The sequence below is a fragment of the Cohaesibacter intestini genome, from assembly GCF_003324485.1.
Classification (GTDB): domain Bacteria; phylum Pseudomonadota; class Alphaproteobacteria; order Rhizobiales; family Cohaesibacteraceae; genus Cohaesibacter; species Cohaesibacter intestini.
In genome coordinates, this window is the sequence record NZ_QODK01000006.1 from 139599 (window position 1) to 162905 (window position 23307).

Annotated in this window: 16 protein-coding genes; 6 read left to right on the plus strand and 10 right to left on the minus strand. The window is 54.2% G+C overall.

Features of this window, described 5'->3' with window-relative positions; genetic code table 11:
• Positions 1 to 3 precede the first annotated feature (3 nt).
• Entirely contained in the window at positions 4 to 2385 is a 2382-nt protein-coding gene (locus DSD30_RS18645) for a glycoside hydrolase family 3 N-terminal domain-containing protein (protein WP_114011251.1), read from the plus strand.
• Between the two features lie 115 nt (positions 2386 to 2500).
• Here the strand turns inward: DSD30_RS18645 and DSD30_RS18650 are convergent, their stop codons facing one another.
• On the minus strand, positions 2501 to 3088 hold the full coding sequence (locus DSD30_RS18650; RefSeq protein WP_198663047.1) for a TetR/AcrR family transcriptional regulator: 588 nt from the start codon (positions 3086 to 3088) through the stop codon (positions 2501 to 2503).
• A gap of 279 nt (positions 3089 to 3367) precedes the next feature.
• Here DSD30_RS18650 and DSD30_RS18655 point away from each other — a divergent pair, with 279 nt between their 5' ends.
• On the plus strand, positions 3368 to 4420 hold the full coding sequence (locus DSD30_RS18655; RefSeq protein WP_114011319.1) for a DUF418 domain-containing protein: 1053 nt from the start codon (positions 3368 to 3370) through the stop codon (positions 4418 to 4420).
• Between the two features lie 343 nt (positions 4421 to 4763).
• The gene (locus DSD30_RS18660; protein ID WP_114011252.1) at positions 4764 to 7058 is read left to right on the plus strand and encodes a fused MFS/spermidine synthase; all 2295 of its coding nucleotides are present in this window, start codon (positions 4764 to 4766) and stop codon (positions 7056 to 7058) included.
• Between the two features lie 172 nt (positions 7059 to 7230).
• Here DSD30_RS18660 and DSD30_RS18665 read toward each other — a convergent pair whose 3' ends face one another.
• From DSD30_RS18665 to DSD30_RS18705, 9 genes are all read right to left on the minus strand, one after another.
• Positions 7231 to 9171, minus strand: coding sequence for a GNAT family N-acetyltransferase (locus DSD30_RS18665; RefSeq protein WP_114011253.1), 1941 nt, complete (start codon positions 9169 to 9171; stop codon positions 7231 to 7233).
• Positions 9172 to 9440: 269 nt separating this feature from the next.
• Positions 9441 to 10301, minus strand: coding sequence for an ABC transporter permease (locus DSD30_RS18670; RefSeq protein ID WP_114011254.1), 861 nt, complete (start codon positions 10299 to 10301; stop codon positions 9441 to 9443).
• A 9-nt stretch (positions 10302 to 10310) separates the two neighbouring features.
• Positions 10311 to 11180, minus strand: coding sequence for an ABC transporter permease (locus tag DSD30_RS18675; protein WP_198663048.1), 870 nt, complete (start codon positions 11178 to 11180; stop codon positions 10311 to 10313).
• Between the two features lie 15 nt (positions 11181 to 11195).
• Positions 11196 to 12326 carry an ABC transporter ATP-binding protein gene (locus DSD30_RS18680; RefSeq protein WP_114011256.1) on the minus strand — a complete coding sequence of 377 codons (1131 nt, stop codon included), beginning with the start codon at positions 12324 to 12326 and terminating at the stop codon, positions 11196 to 11198.
• A 128-nt stretch (positions 12327 to 12454) separates the two neighbouring features.
• Positions 12455 to 13543, minus strand: a complete 1089-nt coding sequence (locus DSD30_RS18685) for an extracellular solute-binding protein (protein ID WP_245418538.1) — start codon at positions 13541 to 13543, stop codon at positions 12455 to 12457.
• Between the two features lie 345 nt (positions 13544 to 13888).
• Positions 13889 to 14539 (minus strand): HAD family hydrolase, encoded by a 651-nt coding sequence (locus tag DSD30_RS18690; RefSeq protein ID WP_157967771.1) that lies wholly within the window; start codon positions 14537 to 14539, stop codon positions 13889 to 13891.
• A gap of 29 nt (positions 14540 to 14568) precedes the next feature.
• Positions 14569 to 15636: an ABC transporter ATP-binding protein gene (locus tag DSD30_RS18695; protein WP_114011259.1), complete on the minus strand. Its 1068-nt coding sequence runs from the start codon at positions 15634 to 15636 to the stop codon at positions 14569 to 14571.
• An 18-nt stretch (positions 15637 to 15654) separates the two neighbouring features.
• Entirely contained in the window at positions 15655 to 17832 is a 2178-nt protein-coding gene (locus DSD30_RS18700; protein WP_114011260.1) for an ABC transporter permease, read from the minus strand.
• Between the two features lie 98 nt (positions 17833 to 17930).
• Positions 17931 to 18950: an ABC transporter substrate-binding protein gene (locus DSD30_RS18705; protein WP_114011320.1), complete on the minus strand. Its 1020-nt coding sequence runs from the start codon at positions 18948 to 18950 to the stop codon at positions 17931 to 17933.
• Positions 18951 to 19273: 323 nt separating this feature from the next.
• Between DSD30_RS18705 and DSD30_RS18710 the strand changes: the two genes are divergently transcribed.
• The 3 genes from DSD30_RS18710 (at position 19274) to DSD30_RS18720 (ending at position 23297) form a co-directional block, all read left to right on the plus strand.
• Entirely contained in the window at positions 19274 to 20017 is a 744-nt protein-coding gene (locus DSD30_RS18710; protein ID WP_198663049.1) for a response regulator, read from the plus strand.
• A complete protein-coding gene (locus tag DSD30_RS18715) occupies positions 20017 to 22581 on the plus strand; it encodes an ATP-binding protein (protein WP_114011261.1) in 2565 nt (854 codons plus the stop codon). Before DSD30_RS18710 ends, DSD30_RS18715 begins: the two co-directional genes overlap by 1 nt.
• 221 nt (positions 22582 to 22802) lie before the next feature.
• Positions 22803 to 23297, plus strand: coding sequence for a DUF992 domain-containing protein (locus tag DSD30_RS18720; protein WP_245418539.1), 495 nt, complete (start codon positions 22803 to 22805; stop codon positions 23295 to 23297).
• Positions 23298 to 23307: the final 10 nt, after the last annotated feature.

The following is a 23307-nucleotide window of genomic DNA, read 5'->3' on the forward strand; positions in this document are numbered from 1 at the left end:
AAGATGACTGAACTCTATAAAGATCCATCCCTCAGCCCCGAAGCCCGCGCCGATGACCTTCTCTCCCGCATGACCCGCGCAGAAAAGATCGGGCAAATGCATGCCGTCTGGTTGTTTCTGAACGAAAATGGCGACCATCAGGTGCGCAGTGATCAATTTACCGGTGAGAGCGATGCCGACACCCTGCGCGAGATGCTCTCGCACGGGCTGGGCCAGATCACACGCCCGCTCGGAACCCGCAGCATTGATCCGGCTGAAGGTGTTCGCGCCCTCAACAATTTACAGAAATTCATGCTTGAGCAAACCCGTCTCGGTATCCCGGTGATGTCGCACGAGGAATGCCTTTCTGGCCTGATGATCAAGGGAGCAACGCTGTTCCCCTCTTCGCTCAACTATGGTGCCACCTGGAACCCGGCGCTCATCGAGAAAGTCGGTGAGCAGATCGGCAAAGAAGCACGCATGATCGGCTGTCATCAAGGTTTGGCACCGGTGCTCGATGTGGCCCGTGATGCCCGCTGGGGCCGCACCGAGGAGACCTTTGGCGAAGATCCCTATTTGTGCGGTCTGATGGCCACCCACTATGTCAAAGGTTTGCAGGGCGAGAAGCGCGACTTGTTGGCGACCCTCAAACATTATGCCGGCCATTCAGCCAGTGAAGGCGGCCGCAATCACGCACCGGTCCATATGGGCTGGCGTGAGCTCAACGACATGTTCCTGCTGCCCTTTGAGATGGCGGTCAAGCTGGCAAATGCCGGTTCGGTCATGCCTGCCTATCATGACATCGACAACGAACCCGTTCACGCGTCACGTCATCTGCTGACCAAGGTGCTGCGCGAGGACTGGGGCTTTGACGGTTTGATCGTTGCGGACTATGTGGGCGTTTCGCTTCTCTATCAACATCATGGCATTGCAGCCGACACCGCAGAGGCTGCCGCGCTTTCCTTCAATGCCGGTCTCGATGTCGAATTGCCCGGTGATGATTGCGCCAAGGACCTGGCGATTGCCGTCGAACGCGGCCAGATCACCGAGGAGACCATTGACGAAATTGTTCGGCGGGTGCTTGTCGAGAAATTCCGCATCGGTCTGTTCGAAAAGCCCTATGCCGATGACAGCGCCATTCAGTTGCAAAGCAAACAAGCCGTTGACGTGGCGCGTGAGGTGGCTGAACAATCCGTCGTCATCCTCTCCAATGACGGCATCCTGCCCCTTAAAGACCAAAAGAAGATTGCCGTGATCGGCCCGACCGCCGACGACCCGCTGGCCCTTCTGGGAGATTATAGCTTCCCTGTCCACCTGATCCATAACGAGGAAGAGGAAGAAATCGGCAATGTCATCACGCCGCTTGCGGGTCTCAAGACCCTGATTGGCGACAAGGTCGAGATCACCTATGCTCGGGGCTGCAACATTCTTGATGAGCGCAAGGCCGGAGCCCCTGTCTTCCCAGGCGATGTGGACGATAGCACCAGCCTGGAGCAGGCGTCTTCCCTGTCAACGCGCCTTGACATGATCCCGGAGGCCGTAACGAAGGCCAAGGATGCCGATCTCGCCATTGTCTGCGTCGGCGATCTGTCCGGTATCTTCCAGACGGGCACCGTTGGCGAAGGATCCGACGTCGACAGCCTGCAGCTGCCTGCAGTTCAGCAGGACTTGCTAGAGGCCGTCGTTGCGACTGGCAAACCGGTCATCGTGGTGCTTTCTTCGGGCCGCCCTTACAATCTGGGTGGACTAGAAGGCAAGATTGCTGCGCAAGTCATGACCTTCTTCTCGGGACAACAGGGTGGTGTGGCGTTGGCCAATATTTTGACCGGCGCGGTGGAACCTTCAGGCCGCCTGACCATCTCCATCCCGAAAAGCGCTGGTGCGGCTCCCTATTTCTATAACCACAATTTCAAGGCCTCTGGCACACCAATTGCCCGCCACTTCGGATCGTCCTACCCGTTTGGCCATGGCCTTGGCTACACCGAATTCACCTATTCGGATATCGTGCTGGCGGAAGATCAAACGGACTGCAAAACCGGTGAAATTCGACTGTCCTTTTGTGTCACCAACACAGGCAACCGCGCCGGGGTCGCTGTGCCACAGCTCTATGTTCGTGACGAACTGGCCACGGTTGTGCGCCCGGTGAAAGAACTCAAGGCTTTTGCGCGCGTGTCGTTGGAGGCCGGTCAAAGTCAAACGGTCACCTTCATTGTGCCAACCGACATGCTGAGCTTTACGGGGGCTGAGGGAAAACGAATGGTTGAACCAGGTGCCGTTACCCTGATGATCGGCGAGTCAAGCGGTGATATTCGCCTCAAGACCAGAGCCATTCTGACAGGGTCCGCCAACTTCCTCGAAAGCAATTGGCGTATGCAAAGCGAAAGCGTCATCGGTTCGGCAACCTAGCCTCGCCACTCTCTCCCTTGCGCTTCGACACAATGAAGGTGCCCGCACTAGGCAGTGGGCACCTTTGCCTTTTTGATCGAAAAACAAGCTCTGTCCAGCGCGATGTTTGCTGGCGCTAAAGCTTCAATCCGTTGAAAATAAAAGTACGAATGGATTGAATGCCGTTCTCGTTTGGCGTCTTGTTGGACAATCGGCGCAGGCCCAATCCTTCAAGTGCGTCCAACATCATACAGGCCACAGCATGCGGGTCGTCATAAGGGACAAATATGCCTGCCTCGGCACCCTTGTTCAGACAACAAACCAAGGCATCGCTCAAGCGGTTTCGATTTTTGCCAAAGACGTCGGCAATCATCGGATTGCGCAGGGCTTCGGTCAGAATTTCCACGCCCAGCAGCGCATTTTCCGGGTGAGAGACATAGACTGCATAGTCATCAATGAATTGCTCTATTGCAGCTCGTGGGTCATCTGGATTTGATAATAAATCGATATATCCGGCCAGCTCCTTGCCTTCCAACTCGGCGATGAAAGCCAAAACGGCATCCTTGCCGGAGAAGTGGTTGTAAAGGTTGCCAAGGCTGATCCCGGCCTGTCTGGCAATATCGCGAACACCAGTTTGGTGATAGCCACGCTCCAGAAAACAGATCACAGCAGCCTGTGTGATCTCGAACTTGCGCGGATCGATGGGCGGTTCATTTTCGGGCAAAGGCTTGACACTCCAACACTCGCTTCCTAACTATGAACGATCGTTCGTTCATAGCATCAAACCCGTCGTGTGGAAAGGGCGAACCATGACATTTGCGAAGTGTTGGTTTCTTGGGCTTTTCGGTCTGATGAAGGTCTTTTCAACCGGCTCTGATCTGTCAGACCCTGTGCTCTGAACCCGCCCTTGTCACAGAGTACCAGTGACTTTCGCCTTCCGACAGATGCCGGACACCCCGTCCTTCACACCAAATATGCGAAGCAGAAAGCAGCGATGGAAGAAATGAAGAAAACTCCTGCATCCAACCGGCTCGACGGTCTCGATCTGGCCCGCTTTGTGGCTTTTGCTGGCATGGTAATTGTGAATTTCAAGATCGCCATGGGGGCGGAAGGAGGCAACGGATATCTATCCTTTCTGACGACGGCTCTTGAAGGGCGCGCTGCCGCCACCTTTGTCGTTCTGGCAGGAATCGGCCTCGGTTTGGCAGGGCAGAACAGGCTTGATCAGACGATCTCGGTCACCATCAAACGAGCTATTTTTCTGTTGGTAATCGGTCTGTTGAACATGACGATCTTCGAAGCCGATATCCTGCATTATTATGCATTCTATTTTCTGTTTGGCGTGTTTCTACTGCCGCTCAGCTCACGTGCACTTTTTTGGATATTGCTTGGTATCAACGTCGCCTTTCCGTTCATGATCCTGACCCTGAACTATGATGCAGGCTGGAACTGGAGCGACTACAGCTATAGCGGCTTCTGGACGCCCGTTGGCTTTGTCCGAAACCTGTTCTTCAATGGCTGGCACCCCGTTATCCCGTGGATCGGCTTTTTGCTGTTCGGCATTGTCCTCAGTCGCGCATCGCTGGCCAAACGGGCAACGCAATGGAAACTGGTCATCGGTGGTGCAATTGCGTTTGCCGTGGCGCAGGGCGTAAGTGCTTTACTGATAGCCCAGCTCGTACCAATTGCTCCAGAGTTCTCGGCACTTGTGACGACCTCCCCTGTTCCTCCGATGCCACAATACACGCTCGCGGGTGTTGGTACGGCAAGCATTATTGTCGGGGCCTGTCTCTTGCTCTCCAATAGCCTTAGGGCGATAGGGGTTCTGCAATTGCTGCTACCAGCAGGGCGACAAACTCTGACGCTCTACATTGCCCATATTCTGATTGGCATGGGAACACTTGAAGCGCTCGACAAGCTTGGCGGGCAAACTGTTGCACAAGCCTTTGGCGCATCTCTCTTGTTCTGTTTGGTTGCCATTGTCTTCGCCCTCATCTGGACGCGTTGGTTCAAGCGGGGCCCAATAGAAGCCATCATGCGCAAACTGGCGGGCTGACACACATCCACACGTCAGATGGCGGACAAGCCAAAGCGATCACAGGCCCCACTGCGGCCAATGTCGGGTTGGCGAAACTTGTCTTTTTGCCAGTCCTCATCGTTACTCCGTGGGGCGAGATATTTTGGTCAAACAACGCACCCTTGAGGTGCCTTGCAGATTTCATCTGGTGTCGGTGAACAGGGTTCAAAGGACAGTAAGTGGCAACAATAAAAGGATCTGTTTTTTGCGAATGCGCGTTTTTATTCGGGAGCAATTCAACTGTCTCCAAACACCTTAACTGAATGATTGCACTTTCCAGATAGTCTGGCCGCTCCAAAACTGGAGTGAGGAACTTTTCATTATGAATAAGTCTTGTGATTTGGCAGACAAGCAAATTGCCTACAAGCCACAACAAAGTAGTTTTGTCCTTCTGGCCGTTTTCTCGGTGTCGATCTTCCTTAGTGCATTTCTGCTCTTCTCAATCCAGCCCTATTTTTCCAAGCTCGTTCTACCCAAGCTTGGTGGTTCTCCCGGCGTTTGGTCTGTGGCGATCGTTTTCTTCCAAGGCGTTTTGCTGCTCGGCTACAGCTATGCGCATGCGCTTACCAAGTGGGCCAGCACAAGAAGTGCTTTGATCATTCATAGTCTTCTGGCGATTGTCGCCTTTGCCTTTCTTCCAATCTCCATCACTTCGGTCATGGGGTCCCCCCCGGCTGAAGGGCAAGCAATGTGGCTTTTCGCTCTGTTTGCATTGTCCGTGGGCGTTCCGTTTTTTGCGGTTTCAGCAAACGCTCCCCTGCTGCAAGCATGGTTCTCGCGAACGGACCATCCACACGCAGCAGACCCTTACTTTCTCTATGGATCCAGCAATATCGGCAGTTTTGCGTCCCTGTTCCTGTATATCATTTTGATAGAACCCTCTTTTTCCCTCACAGATCAGGGCGTGCTTTGGATGTACGGATTTGGAATTCTGTCAGTGATGATTGCCTCATGTGGGTTGCTGGTCATCAATGGCAAGAAAAGATCCTCTCCATCTGAAACAGAATTTGCAAATCCCAAGAATGTGGATGTCGCCAAGACCGACGTCATCTGGTGGATCGTTCTGGCGGCCTTGCCATCTGGACTTCTGGTTTCTGTAACGGCGCACATATCAGTTGATATCGCATCAGCACCGTTTCTCTGGGTCATTCCTCTGGCCCTGTTCTTATCGACGTTTGTTTTCGTGTTCCGGCAAGAACCATTGGTCTCTTACAAGACATTGTCCAGATACCTGCCCTTCATCATCACGGCGATCATCGTCAGCTCATTCTTGCCCGCAGCATTGCCGGTCTGGTTTTCCCTGATATTGCACCTGTCGGCCTTCTTTTTTATCGCGCTCTATTGCCATTTGCTGCTGTTCCAAAAACGACCCGACGCACGTCATCTCACAGCCTTTTATCTTTGGATGTCTTTCGGAGGCTTTCTGGGCGGGTGCTTCACTTCGCTTCTGGCGCCAGCGGTCTTCAATTGGGTTGCGGAATACCCACTCTTTCTTTTGGCTGTTTTGGTATTGAGCCTCTCAATGCGCCTCGAGAATAAAAATGAGCTGAAAGTGTCGGCGCTTGTCTCGCTCATTTTCTGTCTTGGATTTCTGGGTTTGACATCAACTGGCCTCATCCCGGCATTTCAGTCCTACGGCACCAATGTGGTCTTTGCCATTTTGGCCTTTGTCGTCGCCTCGGTTTTGCAAATCAAGTCCATCCCCCTTGCCGTGATTTTCCTGTCATTGGGAGCCACAGCAACTTTCTTTAATCATCAGTTCAAGGTGGAAAGCTCTTTCGACCGTTCCTTTTTCGGTGTCGTGAAAGTTCAACAGAGCGAAGAAGGCCCGTTTCGTCTGATGATGCATGGAACGACCGTTCACGGCGCCATGTCCACCAAACCGGAAGATCTCAAGCATAAGCCGGTTCCCCTCACCTACTATCATTCGTCTGAAGGCATGGCTCAATCTCTTGGCGCAATGCAGGCACGCAGAGGAGGTTCGATCGAGCATGGAGCCATTATCGGTCTTGGAACCGGCAGCATGCTCTGTCACACCAAGCCTGATGAAAAATGGACAACATTCGAAATTGATAGTTTGGTCGTCAAAATTGCGAAAAATCCGGACAAGTTTCGCTTTGTGTCTGACTGTGCGCCCAATTCCGAAATCATCATTGGCGATGCCCGTCTGACCCTTGCAGACATGCCTGATGGCGAACTTGATTATCTTCTTGTCGATGCCTTCTCATCAGATTCCATCCCGGTTCATCTCATGACGCAAGAAGCCATTCGACTCTACTTCCGCAAGCTGAAGCCGGATGGCATTCTTACGATGCATATCAGCAACCAGAATATGAACCTCGAAGAAGCGGTGGCTGCAACCGCAAAATCAGAAGGTCTTGCTGCAGTGTTCAATCCAGCGACAACAACCAAACTGATCGCAAGTCATCCGCACATCCATCCAAGTGCTGTGATCGTCCTGGCTCGTGATGAGGCGCATTTTGGAAAGCTGCTGGACAGTGACCGTTGGATCAAGCCGCAGGCAGGTGATATGCGCCCGTGGACGGATGACTATTCAGATGTCCTTAGCGCGGTGCTCAAGGCCGTTGATTTTGACAAGATTAAATTCTGGAACTAACGAGCCCCCGGCATGCTCGGTTGCCATCTGGTGAACCAGTACCACTTACAGAAATAAGCCCCCGCACTTCATTGCGTTGCGGGGGCTTATATTTTTTTCTAAGCGATGAATGGTACCGTCTGGACCAATCTGGCAGCGCTTGTATTGGCACGCTCCTCGCACGGACCGCCCTCTAGGGCCGCCCCACCCGACTGACCAGAACCGCCATCAGGCGCTGATAGAGCGCGGGGCCCAAGACACTGTCTTCTATGCCGAAGTCGATGCTTGGATTGTCGTTGATTTCAATGATTGACGGACCGAGGGCGGTTTCCTTTATGTCGACGCCGTAAAAGCCGTTGCCGATCAACTGGGTACCGCGCAAGGCAACATTGAGAACATCTTGCGGAACCTCTGCGATGGGCAAGGTTTCGGAGTCGCCAGAGCTGACCGACCCGTCCCTTTCATATTCGTAGATCTTCCAATTGCCGCTGACCATGTAGTATTTGCAGGCATAAAGCGGTTGGCCATCGAGAACCCCTATGCGCCAATCAAAGTCTGTCGGCAGAAATTCCTGCATCATCAAAAGGTCGGTTTGCTTGAACAACTCCTTGCCGAGCGCCTTGAGTTCCGAGGCATCCTTCACCTTGTGCACGCCGCGCGAGAAGCAGCCATCAGGGATTTTGACGATACCGGGAAATTGCAAATCATCAGCCAGTTGTTTCATCCGTTGACGATCAAAAACGATAGTCTTGGGAGTGAGAACCCTATTTGAACGCAGCAATTCGGCCAAAAAGATCTTGTTGGTGCAACAAAGAATAGAATGCGGATCGTCGATGACGGGTATGCCTTCCTGCAAGGCCCGTTTGGCAAAACGATAGGTGTGATGATTGAGCGCTGTCGTTTCGCGAATGAAAAGCGCGTCAAACTCCATCAGACGGCGATAGTCCTTGGCGGTGATCAACTCGGCACGCGCATCGACGCTTTCCGCTGCGGAGACGAAGGATTCAAGTGCCTTTGCATCGCTCGGCGGGCTTTCCTCATCGGGATTGACCAAGATGCCGACAATGGTGCTGGGGATCTTGCGAAGCGCCGGTTTCGGCAGGCTGCCTTTGACAAAGGCCTTGAGCGCCGCATCGAAGACGGGTTGGGCCTCTTCGGTCAGACGATGGATGGCAAGCGCTTCGATGTCCCTGATTTTGACCTTCGGCTCAAGCTGGAGGTTAATCCGGATGATCGGGCAACGGAACAGATCAAACGCCTGACGCGCAATGGCTTTGAAGCGCTTGTCCGTAGTGCCGCCAAAATAAATGTCTATCGCGTCGGGATAGATGTCCTCGCCTTTTTCATCGAGCAACGCCTGAAGGCTCAGCAAAGCGCGTTTGTGGATCCGTTTCCAGTTGATGTCGAGAAGGGCGTCGGCTTCGGGCAGACAACGTTCCTTGCGGGCGCTGGCAAGCAGACTGCAATAATAACCAAGGGACAAAGGTTCATAGGAGCGAGACAGATTGATGACACGACGGCCCGGCACCCCATATTCAAGGGCCAAATAATCGCGCACAGTCATGGCGTGGCAGCCCTTGGGCACTGTTGCCAAATCCTTCAACCGATCTACCAGAATGATCGGCAATCGGGACCGGTTGGCCGGGCTGGAGCCTTCTGGCATATGATCGATATGGCGAACCAGCCGAACACCATCTGCACCGTCTTCATAATAGCCAGGCAACTCGGTCTCAACCTCATAGCCATGCTTGACATAGAGGGCGATGGCACGGTCATTGTCCTTGCGCACTTCAAGCGAAAGACGATCACACGCCTGTTCACGGGTGATGGCTTCGGCCCCGCCGAGCAACTGGGTGCCGATGCCGAGGCTCGATTTTTCAGGATCCACTGCCAATGAGTAGAGCCGCGCCACGCTTGAGCCTTCTCGCAGCAGAATGGCCGCATATCCCAGAATGGCATTATCCCTGTCGACCGCAACAATCAGACGGGAGGAGTCGGTTTTGAAAAAGGAGCGAAAAGACCGTGCAGAGATGCGGTCTCCGGCAAAGCATCGGATTTCAAGTGCCATCAACTGCTCAAGATCTTCGATCTTGGCGGTGCGCAGAAGCGTCGGCAGAAGCGTGTGTGTGGCCATGACTGGCTTTCAGCAAGATTTGGGAAAAGGGAAATACTGGAACGCGTGACGGTTCATTCATTCCGGGTGTCGGCTGCTATATACCAGCGGACCTGCCGTGCCTAGAAGAATTGTTGCGGAACGCCTCGAAAGTCAATCAAAAGTGCACAGAAATGAAGTGTTTTTTTTGCGACCAAACCATGCAGCCGGTACCGGGAGGAGAGGCCCTGCGTTGCAACAAAAAAGGCGAGGTTTCCCTCGCCCTTTTGCTTGCCGATTGGCAATAGATCCTACTGGCCGTTTTTGTCTCGCTGCACAAAGATCGAGATGAAGGCCAGGGTGGCGGAAACGATCATCAGGACTAGCGAGATGGCATTCAGCGCCGGTGTCGAGCCCTGCTTCAGACGGTCAAACATGGTGATGGTCAGCGGTGAATCCGAGCCGGTCAACATCAGCGTGGTGTTGAAATTCTCGAACGACATCAGAAAGCAAATGATCCCTGCCCCAACCAGAGCCGGTTTCAGAAAGGGAATGGTTATGGTGCGCACGGCTTCCAGCTTGGTTGCGCCAAGATTGAGCGCGGCCTCCTCCAGAGAGATGTCGAACTTGCGCAACCGGGCCGAGATGACCAGCGTTGTGATGGTGGTGATAAAGGCGAATTGACCCAAAATCACCAGCACCAGACTTGGGCGCAAAGCTTCGATTTCATAGCCCCAGGCATCCTCGATATTGTTGACGATGGAATTGGCAAAGATGAGGATCGAAATACCCAGAATGACACCGGGAATGACCAGAGGTGTCAGCGCCAGCACATAAAGCATGTTCTTGCCGGGAAAGCTGGTGCGTTCAAACAGGAAGGCATTACAGGTGCCGACAAACAGCGACAGAATGGTGACCCAAACCGCGACAAAGGCTGAATAGCCAAGGCTCTCCATCAGGGCACCGTCATTGAAAATACCGAGACGTGGATCGCTATCACCGATGAACCAGTCGAGCGTGAAGCCTTCCCAAGGCATGGACGGGAACAGGCTATCATTGAAAGCAAAGACACCGACCACGATCAGAGGGGCAGCCAGATAGATGAAAAACAGCGCGACATAGGCCTGATAAAGCCGGACGCCTGCCTTGGGTTGTGGAATGGACGGGATCATGCTGGCCTCCTATTTCACTGTATCAGCAAGGGTCTGGCGGCTCAGCTTAAGACCGACCCAGACGATGAGGGAAGACAGGATCAACAGCAAGAAACCGAAAGCAGAGCCGGATTCCCAGTTAAACCGGGTGATGAACTGGTTATAGATCTGTTCGGTGAACCAGAGGCTGTCCTTGCCACCCAGAAGCGTCGGGGTCAGGTAATTGCCAAGGGTCAGCATGAAGACGACGATGCAGCCCGATGCGATGCCCGGCATCGCATGGGGAATGACGATGTCGCGCAGAATGGTAAAACCGTTGCCTCCCAGATCATAGCCCGCTTCGATCATGCTGTCGTCGAGGGTGTCGAGCACAGTGACGAGCGGCACGATCATGAAGAGCATCGATGTATAGACAAGACCGGTCATCAGTGATGCATCATTGTAAAGCATCTCAACCGGGCCGGAGACGATCCCGGTCCATTGCAGGAACGAGCTGATGACCCCGCTTTCGCGCAGCAAAATCATCCAGCCAAAGGTACGCACCAGTTCCGATACCCAGAAAGGCAGCAGGCAGGCCAGAAACAGCAGCGCCCGAAGACGACCCTTGGCTATTTTGGCGATGTAGTAAGAAATCGGAAAGCCAATGATTAGGGTTATGATGGTGGCAATGATCGACATGATCGCCGTCCGCAGGAAGGTGTTCCAATAGAGCGGCTCGGTGAAGAACTCGGTATAGTTCTGAAGGCTGAAGACATAGTTCCGATAGCCTAGTTTTTCCCGCAGGGAAACGATCAGAAGATCCACATGGGGCAACAAAATCAGAAAAACCAGCCAGATGAGAAGTGGCAGCATCAAGAGCAATGTGCTCGCCTTGAAGGCCATCTTGCTTGAAGATGTCATATCACGACCCTCGCCTTATGCTGTTTTGGATTGGCTGGGATAGGCACGAGATTTCTCGATCTTCCATGCCAACTGCACGGTTTCGCCGCGCTTGAGATCAGCGAATTCCCCCGTCTGCGGCAAGGTCACCAAAACGGTATGGCCGGAGAGTTCATCATAGACCTCAACCCGGCTGTTGGCACCGTCAAACAACAAGTTGGTGACATGACCAACCAAACCATTGTGGTCATCTTCGATATGGGTGCGGCTGACTTCGCCGCTGGATCGTTCGATTGAAATGGCTTCTGGACGGACGAACAATTCGATGTTGCCACCCACCTGAAGCGGCGCGTCGGTTGCCGCCTCAACGGCCACTTCACCGCCTTCATCAAGGGTGACCACAGCCTGATTTCCCGACACCGACAAAACCTGACCAGACCAGCGGTTGGCATCGCCGACAAAACCGGCCACAAAAGCGGTTTGAGGATTGTAATAGAGATCTTGCGGTGTGCCGACCTGCTCGAATTTACCCTCATTCATCACAGCCACATGATCAGACATGACCAAGGCTTCGGACTGGTCGTGGGTGATGTAAACAAAGGTGGTGCCGATCTGGGCCTGAAGCTGTTTCAGTTCCACTTTCATATGCTCACGCAGCTTGAGATCCAGCGCACCGAGCGGTTCGTCGAGCAGAAGAAGCGTTGGTTCAAGGACCAAGGAGCGGGCAATCGCGACACGCTGCTTTTGACCACCGGACAGCTGATCAATCGATTTCGAGCCGGCATCAGGCAGGGAAACGCGCTCCAGCACATCTTTAACGCGGCGATCAATCTCGCTGGTGGCCATCTTCCGACGCTTCAGGCCATAGGCCACATTTTCGGCGACATTCATCATTGGAAACAAGGCAAGATGCTGGAAGACCATATTGACCGGCCGCTTGTTGGGCGGCACGCCGAGCATCGACTTGCCCTTGATGTCGAGATCTCCTGAAGTCGGTTCCAGAAAACCAGCCAGCATGCGCAAGAGCGTGGTTTTGCCACAACCACTGGGTCCGAGAATAGAAAAGAATGAGCCCTGCGGCACCTGAAGCGACACATGGTCGACGGCAGTGAATGCGTCGAAGGTCTTGACGAGATTTCGACATTCAAGGTCTAGCGGTTGGCTCATGGCAAGGTCTTCTCTTTTTGGCTTCGGCGGGATTTCAGAACAGTTTGCAGGATGCGGCCTGAAGGATACGGACGCACATAAGCACCCCACGGCCGAGCCGTGAGGTGCCTTACTCTCAGATCAGGATCTTAGTTGCTGGAAGCCGCTTTAACGCGGTCGAGCACTTTGCCTTCGATGGTTTCCAGACCAGCCGGAACGGTCGGATACCATTTGATATTGTCCAGATCTGCCGCTGGGAAGGAAGCCTTGAACTGGGCTTTCAGCTTGTCTTCGGCATAATCGTCAGCGCCTTTGGACGCGGTGAAGTTGCCTGCGGACGCGGTGATCATGGCTGCCACTTTTGGCTGCATCACAAAGTTGATCCACTTATAGGCAGCGTCGTCATTCTTGCCTTTTTTCGGCAGAACAAACGTGTCGATCCAGCCCAGAGCGCCCGATTTTGGCGCAACGAAGGTTACATCAGGATTGTCACCGTTCAGCTTCCAACCGCCGGTATCCCATGCCATGGCAGCAGTGACTTCACCAGACCGGACGAGGTTCAGCAGCGAGTCGCCGCCTTCCCAGTAGGTTTTGACGTTGGACTTACAGGAAATCAGTTTTTCCTGAACCTTGTCCATGATCGCCTGATAGGCGTCTTTGTCACCATATGCAGCGAACGGATCTTCGCCCATGGCAAAAGCGAAACCGATCAGGGTTGGGCGCTTCAGGCGATAGGAAACCTTGCCTTTGACTTCGTCAGAGCAAAGATCGGTATAGTCCTTGACCATGCCAGCCTTTTTGGTGTCGAGCACCAGACCAGACGTCCCCCACACATGCGGCACACCATAAACCTCACCTTCAAAGGTGGTGTTGGCCTTGGTGGCCTCGAGCATCGAGGTGATGAACTGGCTTGCGTCGATCTTGGAGAGATCCATCGGCTTGTAGATGCGGTTCTCAGCCTGAGCCCCGGCAACACGGTCCTGAGAAGGCTGGGCCAGATCGAAGCCGCCACCACCAGTTGCACGCAGTTTGGCGATCATTTCTTCGTTGTTCGACTTGGTGACCTTCACGTCGATGCCGGTCTCTTCCTTGAACATCTTGACCACTTCGTCCGGCGCATAGCCACCCCAGGTCAGCAGACGCAATTCTTCGGCCTGGGCGGCGCTGGAAACGATAGCAAGGCCAGCGAGTGCAGTCACACCCAGCATAGCGGATTTAATGGTAACAGACAGTTTCATAGGATTGTTCCCCTTGGTGTCGTTGCAAATGTCACTTGCGGAAAGGTTTGCGGTTTTTGGGCCGCGCAAAGGATTGCTGATATGTTGTTATTAAACAGTCTGGAAATGTAGACATATTTCCTACCAGCTGACAACGCAGTAACAGGGAATTGTGTAACTTTTTTTTCACTCCAGTAAGAAGCTTACAATTTTTTTCACACCTCAGAGGCGTGTGAAGCCATTCACCTTTGAATGACAAGCCCAACTTGTTCGCTTCTGCGCAACATTCTGATGCTGTGCATGATTTTTTGTGAAACGGTTCGGACTGTTTCAGCCGGGTTCCCGGACTGGGTCGGCTTCACTCTGTCAGAGCGACAACTCGAGATAGCTTTCCGCCTGCAGATCACAGAAGTCGAATGCCCGGTCAGAACAGCCTTGTCCGACGGCATAGACGGCCAAACCCGCCTTGTGAGCGGAGTGCGCACCGGGGATGGAATCCTCGAAGGCACAGGCTTCGTGCGGCTGAAGATTCAAGGCTTGAAGCGTGGTGAGATAGGGCAAAGGATCCGGTTTGCCGATTGGCAACTCGGCACCAGACACGATCAGTTCCACATGGTCGCTGATTGTCAGCGCATCCATGGCACTCAGGATGTGGCGACGGGGTGCAGAAGAGCAAATCGCAATGCGCAATCCCCTGCCCGCCAGATCCTTCAGCAGATCCGAAGCCCCGAGCACTGGTTCACGCATGATGGGAAGCAGGTCATCGGCCAACGCGCCGACCTGATTGCTGATTTCGGTTTTCTGGGCGTCGGTTGCGCTTTCATCAAGCAGTTCGTTGAGAAAATCTTTCATGCCTCGGCCAATGTAGGCATTGAGAACAGCCTGATCCGGCACGATGCCATAGCGGGCCAGCACATCGATTTTGGCCTTTTCCCAGGCATGTTCGGAATGAATGAGCGTACCATCCAGATCAAAGATGGCTGCCTTGAAGGTGGTAAAAGTCTGAGTGTTGTTCATAGCAGTCATCTTCTGATCCAGTTGGTCTCTCAATCCACAGGCACAAGGCGCAAGTCGTCAATCGACATGCCAATACCAACGGACTGACCGACCTTGATGGGCTGCCCGATGGACTGAGCAATGACGAATAACTCGCCGAACGCCCCTTCGACCGTATATTGCATCTCGTTGCCGAGATAGGCAGCATAGGTGACTTCACCGATCAAGGCGTCCTTTTCCGTGGCCGGATGCAGGTTGATGTGATGAGGCCGCAACACGGCTTTGGCTTGTCCTTTGAGATTCGTTTGCAGTGGCAGCATCAGTTGTTGCGCACCAAGTTGAATTTCTGTGCCATCGGATCCGGACTTGAGGATGTCGCATTCAACCAGATTGGAATCGCCAATAAAGTCGGCGATGAAGGCAGAGTTGGGGCTTTCATAGAGATCGTGCGGAGTTCCCTCTTGTGCGATCTCGGCGTTTTTCATGACGATAATCCGATCCGAGACAGCCATGGCCTCTTCCTGATCATGGGTGACATAAACGGCCGTCAATTGCAGTTCCTGCTGGATCTTGCGGATTTGTTCGCGCACATGGCGGCGCAGCTTGGCATCAAGGTTGGAAAGAGGTTCATCGAGCAAAAGAACCTCGGGTTCCAGCACCACGGCACGGGCGACGGCCACGCGCTGCTGCTGACCACCAGACAGTTCGCTCGGCAGACGCTCGCCAAAGCCCGTAAGCCCAACCATTTCCAGTCCCTGCTCGGCTTTTTCGATCGCTTGCTTTTTCGGCATGGATTTAACTGTCAGGCCATAGGCGACATTTTCCGCGACGGTCATATGAGGGAACAGAGCATAGGACTGAAACACCATCGAGACCTTGCGGTAGGTGGCGGACAGATGGGTGACATCTTCGCCGCCGATAAAGATCTTGCCGTCGGTGGCTCCTTCCAAACCCGCAATCAACCGCAAGGTGGTGGTTTTGCCGCAACCGCTTGGGCCCAGCAACGTGACCAGTTGGCCCGGTTCGATCGACAGGTCGAGTTGCTTGAGGGCGGTCACGGCGCCATATTTCTTGACCACAGCGTCGAAATGCACGGAGCCCTTTTCAAATTGTGACATGGTTATCTCCCTTTGGGGTCAGACTGCGGGATCGACGCGATCGGTGCGGCGCAGTTTGCGTTTGCCAATGATGGCCTGCATGAGAAGGATTGCGGTGAGCATGGTCAGGATGAGGACAGCTGAATAGGCAATTGCCAGACCGAATTCCCCATGTTCGACACGACCGACGATGAAGGAGGTCGCCATGTTATGGTTCGCACTGACAAGGAAAATGACAGCACTGACCGAAGTGATGGCCCGCACGAAACTGTAAGTGAGCGCAGCCAAAACGGCAGGCCCGAGCAATGGGGCGATCACCCGCCTCACAGTCGTGAAGCTGTTGGCACCCAGCGTGATCGAGGCTTCATCAAGGCTTTTGTCCAATTGGGACATGGCCGCGATGCCGCCGCGCACACCCACTGGCATATTTCGGAAGACGAAGACAACGATCAGAATGATACCGGTGCCGGTCAACTCAATCGGCGGGAAGTTGAAGGCCATAATATAGCTGACACCGATCACCGTACCGGGAATGGCAAAACTGAGCATCGTGCTGAATTCAAAGGCGCTCTTGCCTGCAAATTTCTGCCGCACCAGAAGGTAGGCCGTCGCCAAGCCCACCAACGCCGTCAAAGGTGCAGCGATGGTTGAGATGGTGAGCGTGGTAAAATAGCTGTCCCATGCCACCCCGGACCATCGCCAGCCATGGCTCAGGTCAATCTTGAAGGCGCGGATATAGTGATGCAGGGTGAAACTGTGATCATAGCCCCACAACTTCACAAAGCTGCCAAAGACAATCATCGAATAGACAATTGCGGTGAAGGCTGCCCACGGCAAGGCAGTCGCATAGCATGTCCATTTAAGACCCTTGTTGAGGGCCGCATGACGGCCCGAATCTGCCTTGCCTGTGACCGTGGCATAGGACTTCTTGCCAAGCCATTGACGTTGAACCAAAAAGGCAGAAAGGGTCAGCGTCAGGAGCGCGATGGCGAGGATCGCCGCTTTGGCAGGGTCTGCCACAGTCCCAATGATGGCAAAATAGATTTCCGTCGACAGGACATTGAAATTGCCGCCCAGAACCAGCGGGTTGCCGAAGTCGGCGATACTCTCGATGAAGCCGAGCAGAAAGGCATTGGCAAGACCGGGGCGCATCAGGGGCAAGGAGACATGGCGGAAGGTTTGCCAACGGTTGGCATTGAGCGTTTGGGACGCCTCTTCCATCGATGGGCTGATGCCTTCCACGACACCGATCAGCACCAGAAAGGCAATCGGCGTGAAGGAGAGCAACTGGGCAAGATAGACACCGCCAAAGCCGTAGATCCAGCGTGACGCTTCAAGGCCCAGCAAATCAGCCAGAACCTGGGTGATCGTGCCCGTGCGTCCAAACAGCAGGATCAAAGCCAGACCGATCACGAAGGGCGGGGTGATGATGGGGATAATCGTCAACACCCGTAACAGCTTCTTGGCGCGGAAATCCGTGCGGGTGAAGATCAAGGCAAATGCGAGGCCAAGCAAGGTCGTACCAAGACCGGTCGAAACGCCCAAGAAAACAGAATTGACCGCCGGACCACATGAGCCGCCGGTCAAGCAACCCAGTCCCCAAATATCGGAGGAAAAGAAACGCGGGAAGAATTCCCACAAGGACCAGTCACCGCCCTCAATTTCGAAGGCGCGGACGAGAATATGCAGAACCGGATAAAAGACAAAGACACCGACCAGAGATATGATCAGGCCGATCAGACCAATGATGAAGGCGTCGCCCCGCCCCTTGCCCATGGCCGAGATGGCCGTGGTCAGCAGAAACAGCAGGGCCAGCAAGGTCACCATGGCTCCGGCACCGAACCCTGCCTGTCCATCTTGCCCCCCAAGGGCAACAAACAGATCACTCAGAATGCGAGGACCAGCGCGCACCACGATCAGGCCCTGCATGGCAGTGGCCAGAATGCCGAACACCGCAATGAGGCTGTTCACTTTGGCGCGCGTCACCCGATTGATTGGTGCGAGCAACAGAGCGGCGATCATAAAGAAAGCAAGGATGGGTGCGAGCAGATAGAGCTTGCCATAAAGAAGAACCTGCAACAAAGCCGGCGCCATGTCCGGGTCCGTTGCGGTACCGATCCAGCCAAAGGACCAGAAAGGATCTTCAAGGCTGTACCATGGCAGCAGACAATAGCCGATCGCTCCCACAATCAGCCAGAGACCGGTTGTGCGTGACATTGATTTTTCCTTGGTTGGATACGGCGTCAATAGCCCCTGTCCGTTCGGGACGGGAGAGCAATCCCGCCTCGAACGGACCTTTTTAGGGGAGCGAAGCCTTAGCTCTGAGGCTTGACGTCCTTGTCCCAACGAGCCAACAAGCGCTTGCGGGTTTCCGAGGCGCCGTAGGTGGCAAAGTCATAATCGATCAGCTTGATCGTTTCGAGCGCTGGAGACTCTGGTGGTACGGTCGCTTTGCTGTTGGACGGCACGTTGTAAACGCCCACTTCGGGTCCACGGGACTGCGCCTCTGCACTGATGGCGAAATCGACCCATTTCTTAGCGGCTTCGACGTTGCGGGCGCCCTTGATGACGCTGACGCCGCCGACTTCATAGCCAGTGCCTTCGCATGGGGAGACGATTTTCAGCGGGAACCCCGCTTTGGCGAGTTTCACCATGTCATGCATGAAGCCGATGGAGATGCCGGTTTCACCACGGGCAGCAGCTTTTGAAGGCGCCGAGCCTGACTTGGTGTAGGAATTCACATTCTCGCCAATTTCGGCCAGAAGCTTGAAGGCATCATCTTCGCCGAACAACTGAACGAGCGTGGCCAGTTCGGTGTAGGCCGTGCCGGAGCTGTTGGGATTGGCAACCTGAATTTCACCCTTGTAGGCAGGGTCCTTGAGATCATGCCAGCAGGATGGTGGCTTGATGCCTTTTTTCTTCAGAAGGTCGGCATTGTAGGCGATGCCCAGAGCACCGGCATGGATGCCGATGGTTTTGCCTTCGGAAATATCGGCCATGTTGACGGCCCAGCCGAGCAATTCACTGGTGTCGGCACCGGATGGCTGGGTCAGATCTTCAGCCGCTGCGATCAAGTGCGGATCGCCCGTACCACCCCACCAGACGTCAATCTTCGGGTTGCCAGCTTCAGCGCGGATCTGGGCGAGGGTTTCGCCGGTTGACTTGCGCACCATGGATACGTCGATGCCTGTGGCCACTTCAAAATTGTCAGCCATCAGCTCACACCAGTCCTGCTCGTTTGAGCAGACAACATTGAGCTTGTCGGCAGCCAAGGCGCCACCAGCATAAAGACCAAAGGTGAGCGTTGCGACGCCCAGCAGCATCTGTTTTTTCATGTGATCCTCCCGATCAAGAAAATTGCTTTCCAACCACCTGCCCCTTTCTCTCATCCCGGATATCCTATCCAAGGCGCAGGAAGTCTTGTCAGAAGGCTAGCCTTTGCTCGATAGCATATGCGACTGTTCGCCGGTTAACAGATCTTATCGAAACGACGATTCGTGTTAACAATGTTTCATTCCTATCCAAATTGCTTGAAAGCTGTAACCAAATGGCTGACCAAAGAGGAAGGCAGGTGTGACATCTTGGGAGGGTGTCACGTCCAGCCATCCGGTTTTCAGCGCCGCTTGGTGCAGGAAAGCCAAGTCTCAGGAGGAGTGAGATGGAAGACATGATGGGGAGGAGAGCACGTGTCGCCATTGTTGACGACGATGCGGAGATCCGCGCGTCTCTGTCCAGCCTGCTGTTTGAAAATGGATTTGAACCGGTGCCTTTGCGCGGCAGCGAAGACTTCATTGCGCTGGGCAGCGACCCGAAACTGGATCTTGCCCTGATCGATTTGCGTCTTGAAGGAGAATCCGGTCTGACGTTGACCTTGAACATTCGACAGAAGCAGGATTTGCCCATTGTCATGTTGACGGGCGTTGGCGACGAGACCGACAAAATTGTCGGGCTTGAAACAGGGGCGGACGATTACATCCTCAAACCCTTTAATCCGCGTGAATTGATTGCCCGCGTGCGGGCCGTGCTTCGTCGCTACGGCCACCGGCTCGAGCCACCAGCTCCGGCTCGGACCTCCGATGACATCCTGGCCTTTGGCTGCCGTCATCTTGACCGGGACAATCGACAGGTCTTTGATGGTGACGGGGAAGAAATCCACCTGACAAACGCGGAATATCGCCTACTTGAATATTTCCTGCTGCATCCAAACGAAATCATCTCCCGGCCCCGCCTGCTAGAGGAAATTGGCAGCGATCTGTCCCACTATGTTGACCGGACCATTGATGTGCTCATTTTGCGCCTGAGGCGCAAGATCGAACCGGTACCAGCCAAACCTGTCCATCTGCAGACCCGTCGCGGCCAAGGCTATGTCTTCGTGCCACAGCCTGACGATGAGACGGCGTGATGACCTTCCTCCCGCCGCTCGACATCAAGGGGCGTTTGTCGATGGCGCTCGCCCTTTTGACGCTGTCCACCATCAGCGTCGGGGCCATCGCATGGTATGGTCTTGACCGCGCCAACACGCAAATGCAGGCGCTGCACAGCCAGACATTGGCGCAAGTGGCAAAGTCGCTCGAACTGTCCAAACGCTCGTCTGACATCGCAACCTCGGCGCCGTTCCTGCTCAATTATCGGTCCCAGTATTTGATCGACCGAGAAGGCCAGTCCCTGATCACGACGCTGGAGCATATTGTCAGCAACTGGCCGTCACAGACGGGTGGAGCATCCTCGCCCATCTATGCGTATGAGGCAGAAATATCGGATGCCATCGGGCAAATGCAAGCAGCAACCAAGGACCTGATCGGGTCGGCCAATGGATTGAACTATGAGCGCAATGTGACGCAGATCCGGGTGGATTCCATCCGCAAGCTGGAACGGGATTTTTATGGCCATGCCATTGCCGATGATGCAATCGACGGGGACCGCTCGACATGGTTCCTGCTGCAGGCCTTGAGCAACGCCCTGTCTGGAGCGGCGCATTCCAAGAATTTGCTCGGTGTCGGGGAATATCATCGCCGCTATCAGACCCTGCTGACGCAAATGCGCAACAGATCCTTGCGACAATCTCAGACAAAAGCCATCGCCAGATTGGCTTGGTTGGCGGATGGGTCCCAAGGCCTGTTTGAAATCCGCAGACGTGAATTGAGTCATCGGCTGGCGGCGCAAAATGCCTTGTTCCGCATTCGATTGCAGGCCGTCTATATCAGCGACCTCTCCGCTCGCTTTGCCGAGAATGCAGAAAACTTTCTCTCTCAGGGACGACGGGAAACCTCCAACAATCTCGATGTGATCAAGGTACTGATCCTGTTTGGCGGCTTACTGAGCATCGGAATTGCCTTGGCTTCAGCCTTTTTCGTTTCGCGCTATGTGACTGCGAATATTGAAGCCATCACCCATGCCATGGTGCGATTGGCCCGCGGTGATCGGAGCACCAAATTGAGCCTCAAGATATCGGCCAATGACGAGATCGCCAAACTGATCCATTCCTTCCGAAAATTCCGCGCCACCACTTTGCGCCTTGACCGCAGCAACAGGCAGCTGAAGCTGAAAAATGCCCTGTTTGAGCGCGTTTTTGGCAACATCACCGATGGTGTGGCAATTACCTCTGAGGACGGCCGGATCACGGCGGTCAATGACAGCTTTGCCAACGTCTTGAAACTGTCTCACGGCGAGCCAATCGGCAACAGAAGTCTGGATGGTCTGCTCGCCCAAACTGTTTTTGCTGAGGATGTTCCGGACTGTCTCAGACTGGACGCTTTCGAGGGCTTTTCTGTGCTCGCCGGGTCGGATGGTTCGATCATAGAGGTGCGACACAGCCCGTTGGTGGATGGCGGCGGCGTTTGGCTGTTCTCTGATGCGACGGAGCGCAAACGGGTCGAGGAACGGCTCACGCAAATTCGCCATATCGAAGGTCTTGGCAAGGTCAGCGGTGAAGTGGCCCATGATTTCGGCAATGTGCTATCCAGCATTACAGCCAACATCCATTTGTTCGAACGGCATCCGGACCGCGACAAGGCACAGGACTTCATTGATCGGATCAAGAATGCAACGGAAATTGGCACATCGCTGGTTCAACGGCTGCTGGCCTTTGCCCGCAAGCAGGCTTTGGCACCGGAATTGCTGGATTTGACGGAGTTGATTGAGGGTCTGTCGGACTTGATCAGCGTCGGGTTGAAAGAAGACGTGTGTTTTGAAACGCGGATTGCCCCTTCCCCCCTGATGGTCAAGGTGGATCCCGGGCAGCTTGAGAATGCCGTGCTGAACTTGTGCATCAACAGCAATCAGGCAATCGATCAATCGGGCAAAATCGTACTGGAAGTCGGGCAGGACGACAATGGCAACGCCTATATCGAGGTCAGTGACAATGGTGTCGGTATGTCGAACAACACCAAGGAGCGGGCTTTTGAACCCTTTTATTCCGAACGGTCAGATGGTTCATCGGGCACCGGTCTTGGTCTTGCTATGGTATATGGCTTCATAAAGCAAAGTGGTGGGGACATCGAGATTGACAGCGCTCCTGAGAAAGGCACGAAGATCCGGCTTATCCTTCCGCTCGCATGCCCTGAGACGGTCGTACCCGATTTTTCCGCACAAGAATTGCGGGCTCTGGTCATTGAAGATAATCCGTCGGACCGTCACTTGGCCGAGCGTCTGTTGTCTTCACTGGGTGCCTCGGCGCAGAGTGCCCCGACCTATTCTGACGCCGAAGCAGTCATTGTCTCGCAAGAGGGGTTTGATCTGCTGATCAGCGATTTGCATTTGAACGATGACAGACTGGCGTGGCCGTTGATTGAGCAGGCATTGCAAACACGGCCCGGTCTATCTGTGCTCCTCATTTCTGGCCATTTGCCCGCTCACCATCCGTTTCAGGATGCCAACAAATTCCCCACCGTGCATTGCTTTGCCAAGCCTTTGAATAGTGAGATATTGATAGACATTCTGTCATCTCTCACATCAGGCACAGATTAAATTTTAGCGCATATTTTCAAACATTTAAGCTCTGACACTAACGGCATGTCTGCCCTCGGAGCCTGTTCTCTCATGCCCCATATTCAACATCTGTCGTCCAGATTCTGGGAACCAATTTGGTTTCTATCGCGTTGACGACACGAACAGGACGACGAACCGCTTAATCGCAGGTTAGTGATCCAAACACGAATTTGTTGACCAATGATCTGGAGTTTCGAACCATGAATCGCATGCTAAAAAGTCTTCTTCTCGCCGCCCTGCCCGTTTTTGCTCTTGCGACTTCCAGCGCGGCAAAACCGATTGATCGTGTTGAGATTGGCAAGCTTGATTGCGTTGTGAAGGGTGGCAAGGGCTTTATCATTCAATCAACCAAGGATCTGTCCTGCACCTTCAAATCGGCCAAAAGCGGTGTGCCGGACGAAGCCTATTTCGGCGTCATCAACAAATTCGGCATTGATATTGGCTCGACCGATCACGGCGTGATCTCGTGGCTGGTTCTGGCCCCAACCACCGACCGCTATCGCCCCGGCGCTTTGGCAGGTGACTATCGCGGCATCAGTGCGCAGGCCACGGTTGGCGTGGGGGCTGGTGGCAACCTGCTGATTGGCGGCTCTCGCGAAACCATTGCCCTGCAACCGTTGAGTGTTTCGGTGCAGACCGGGCTCAACTTCGCGCTGGCAATCAGTGAGATTGAACTGCGCACCCTCGCTGACTGACCGCCCATTT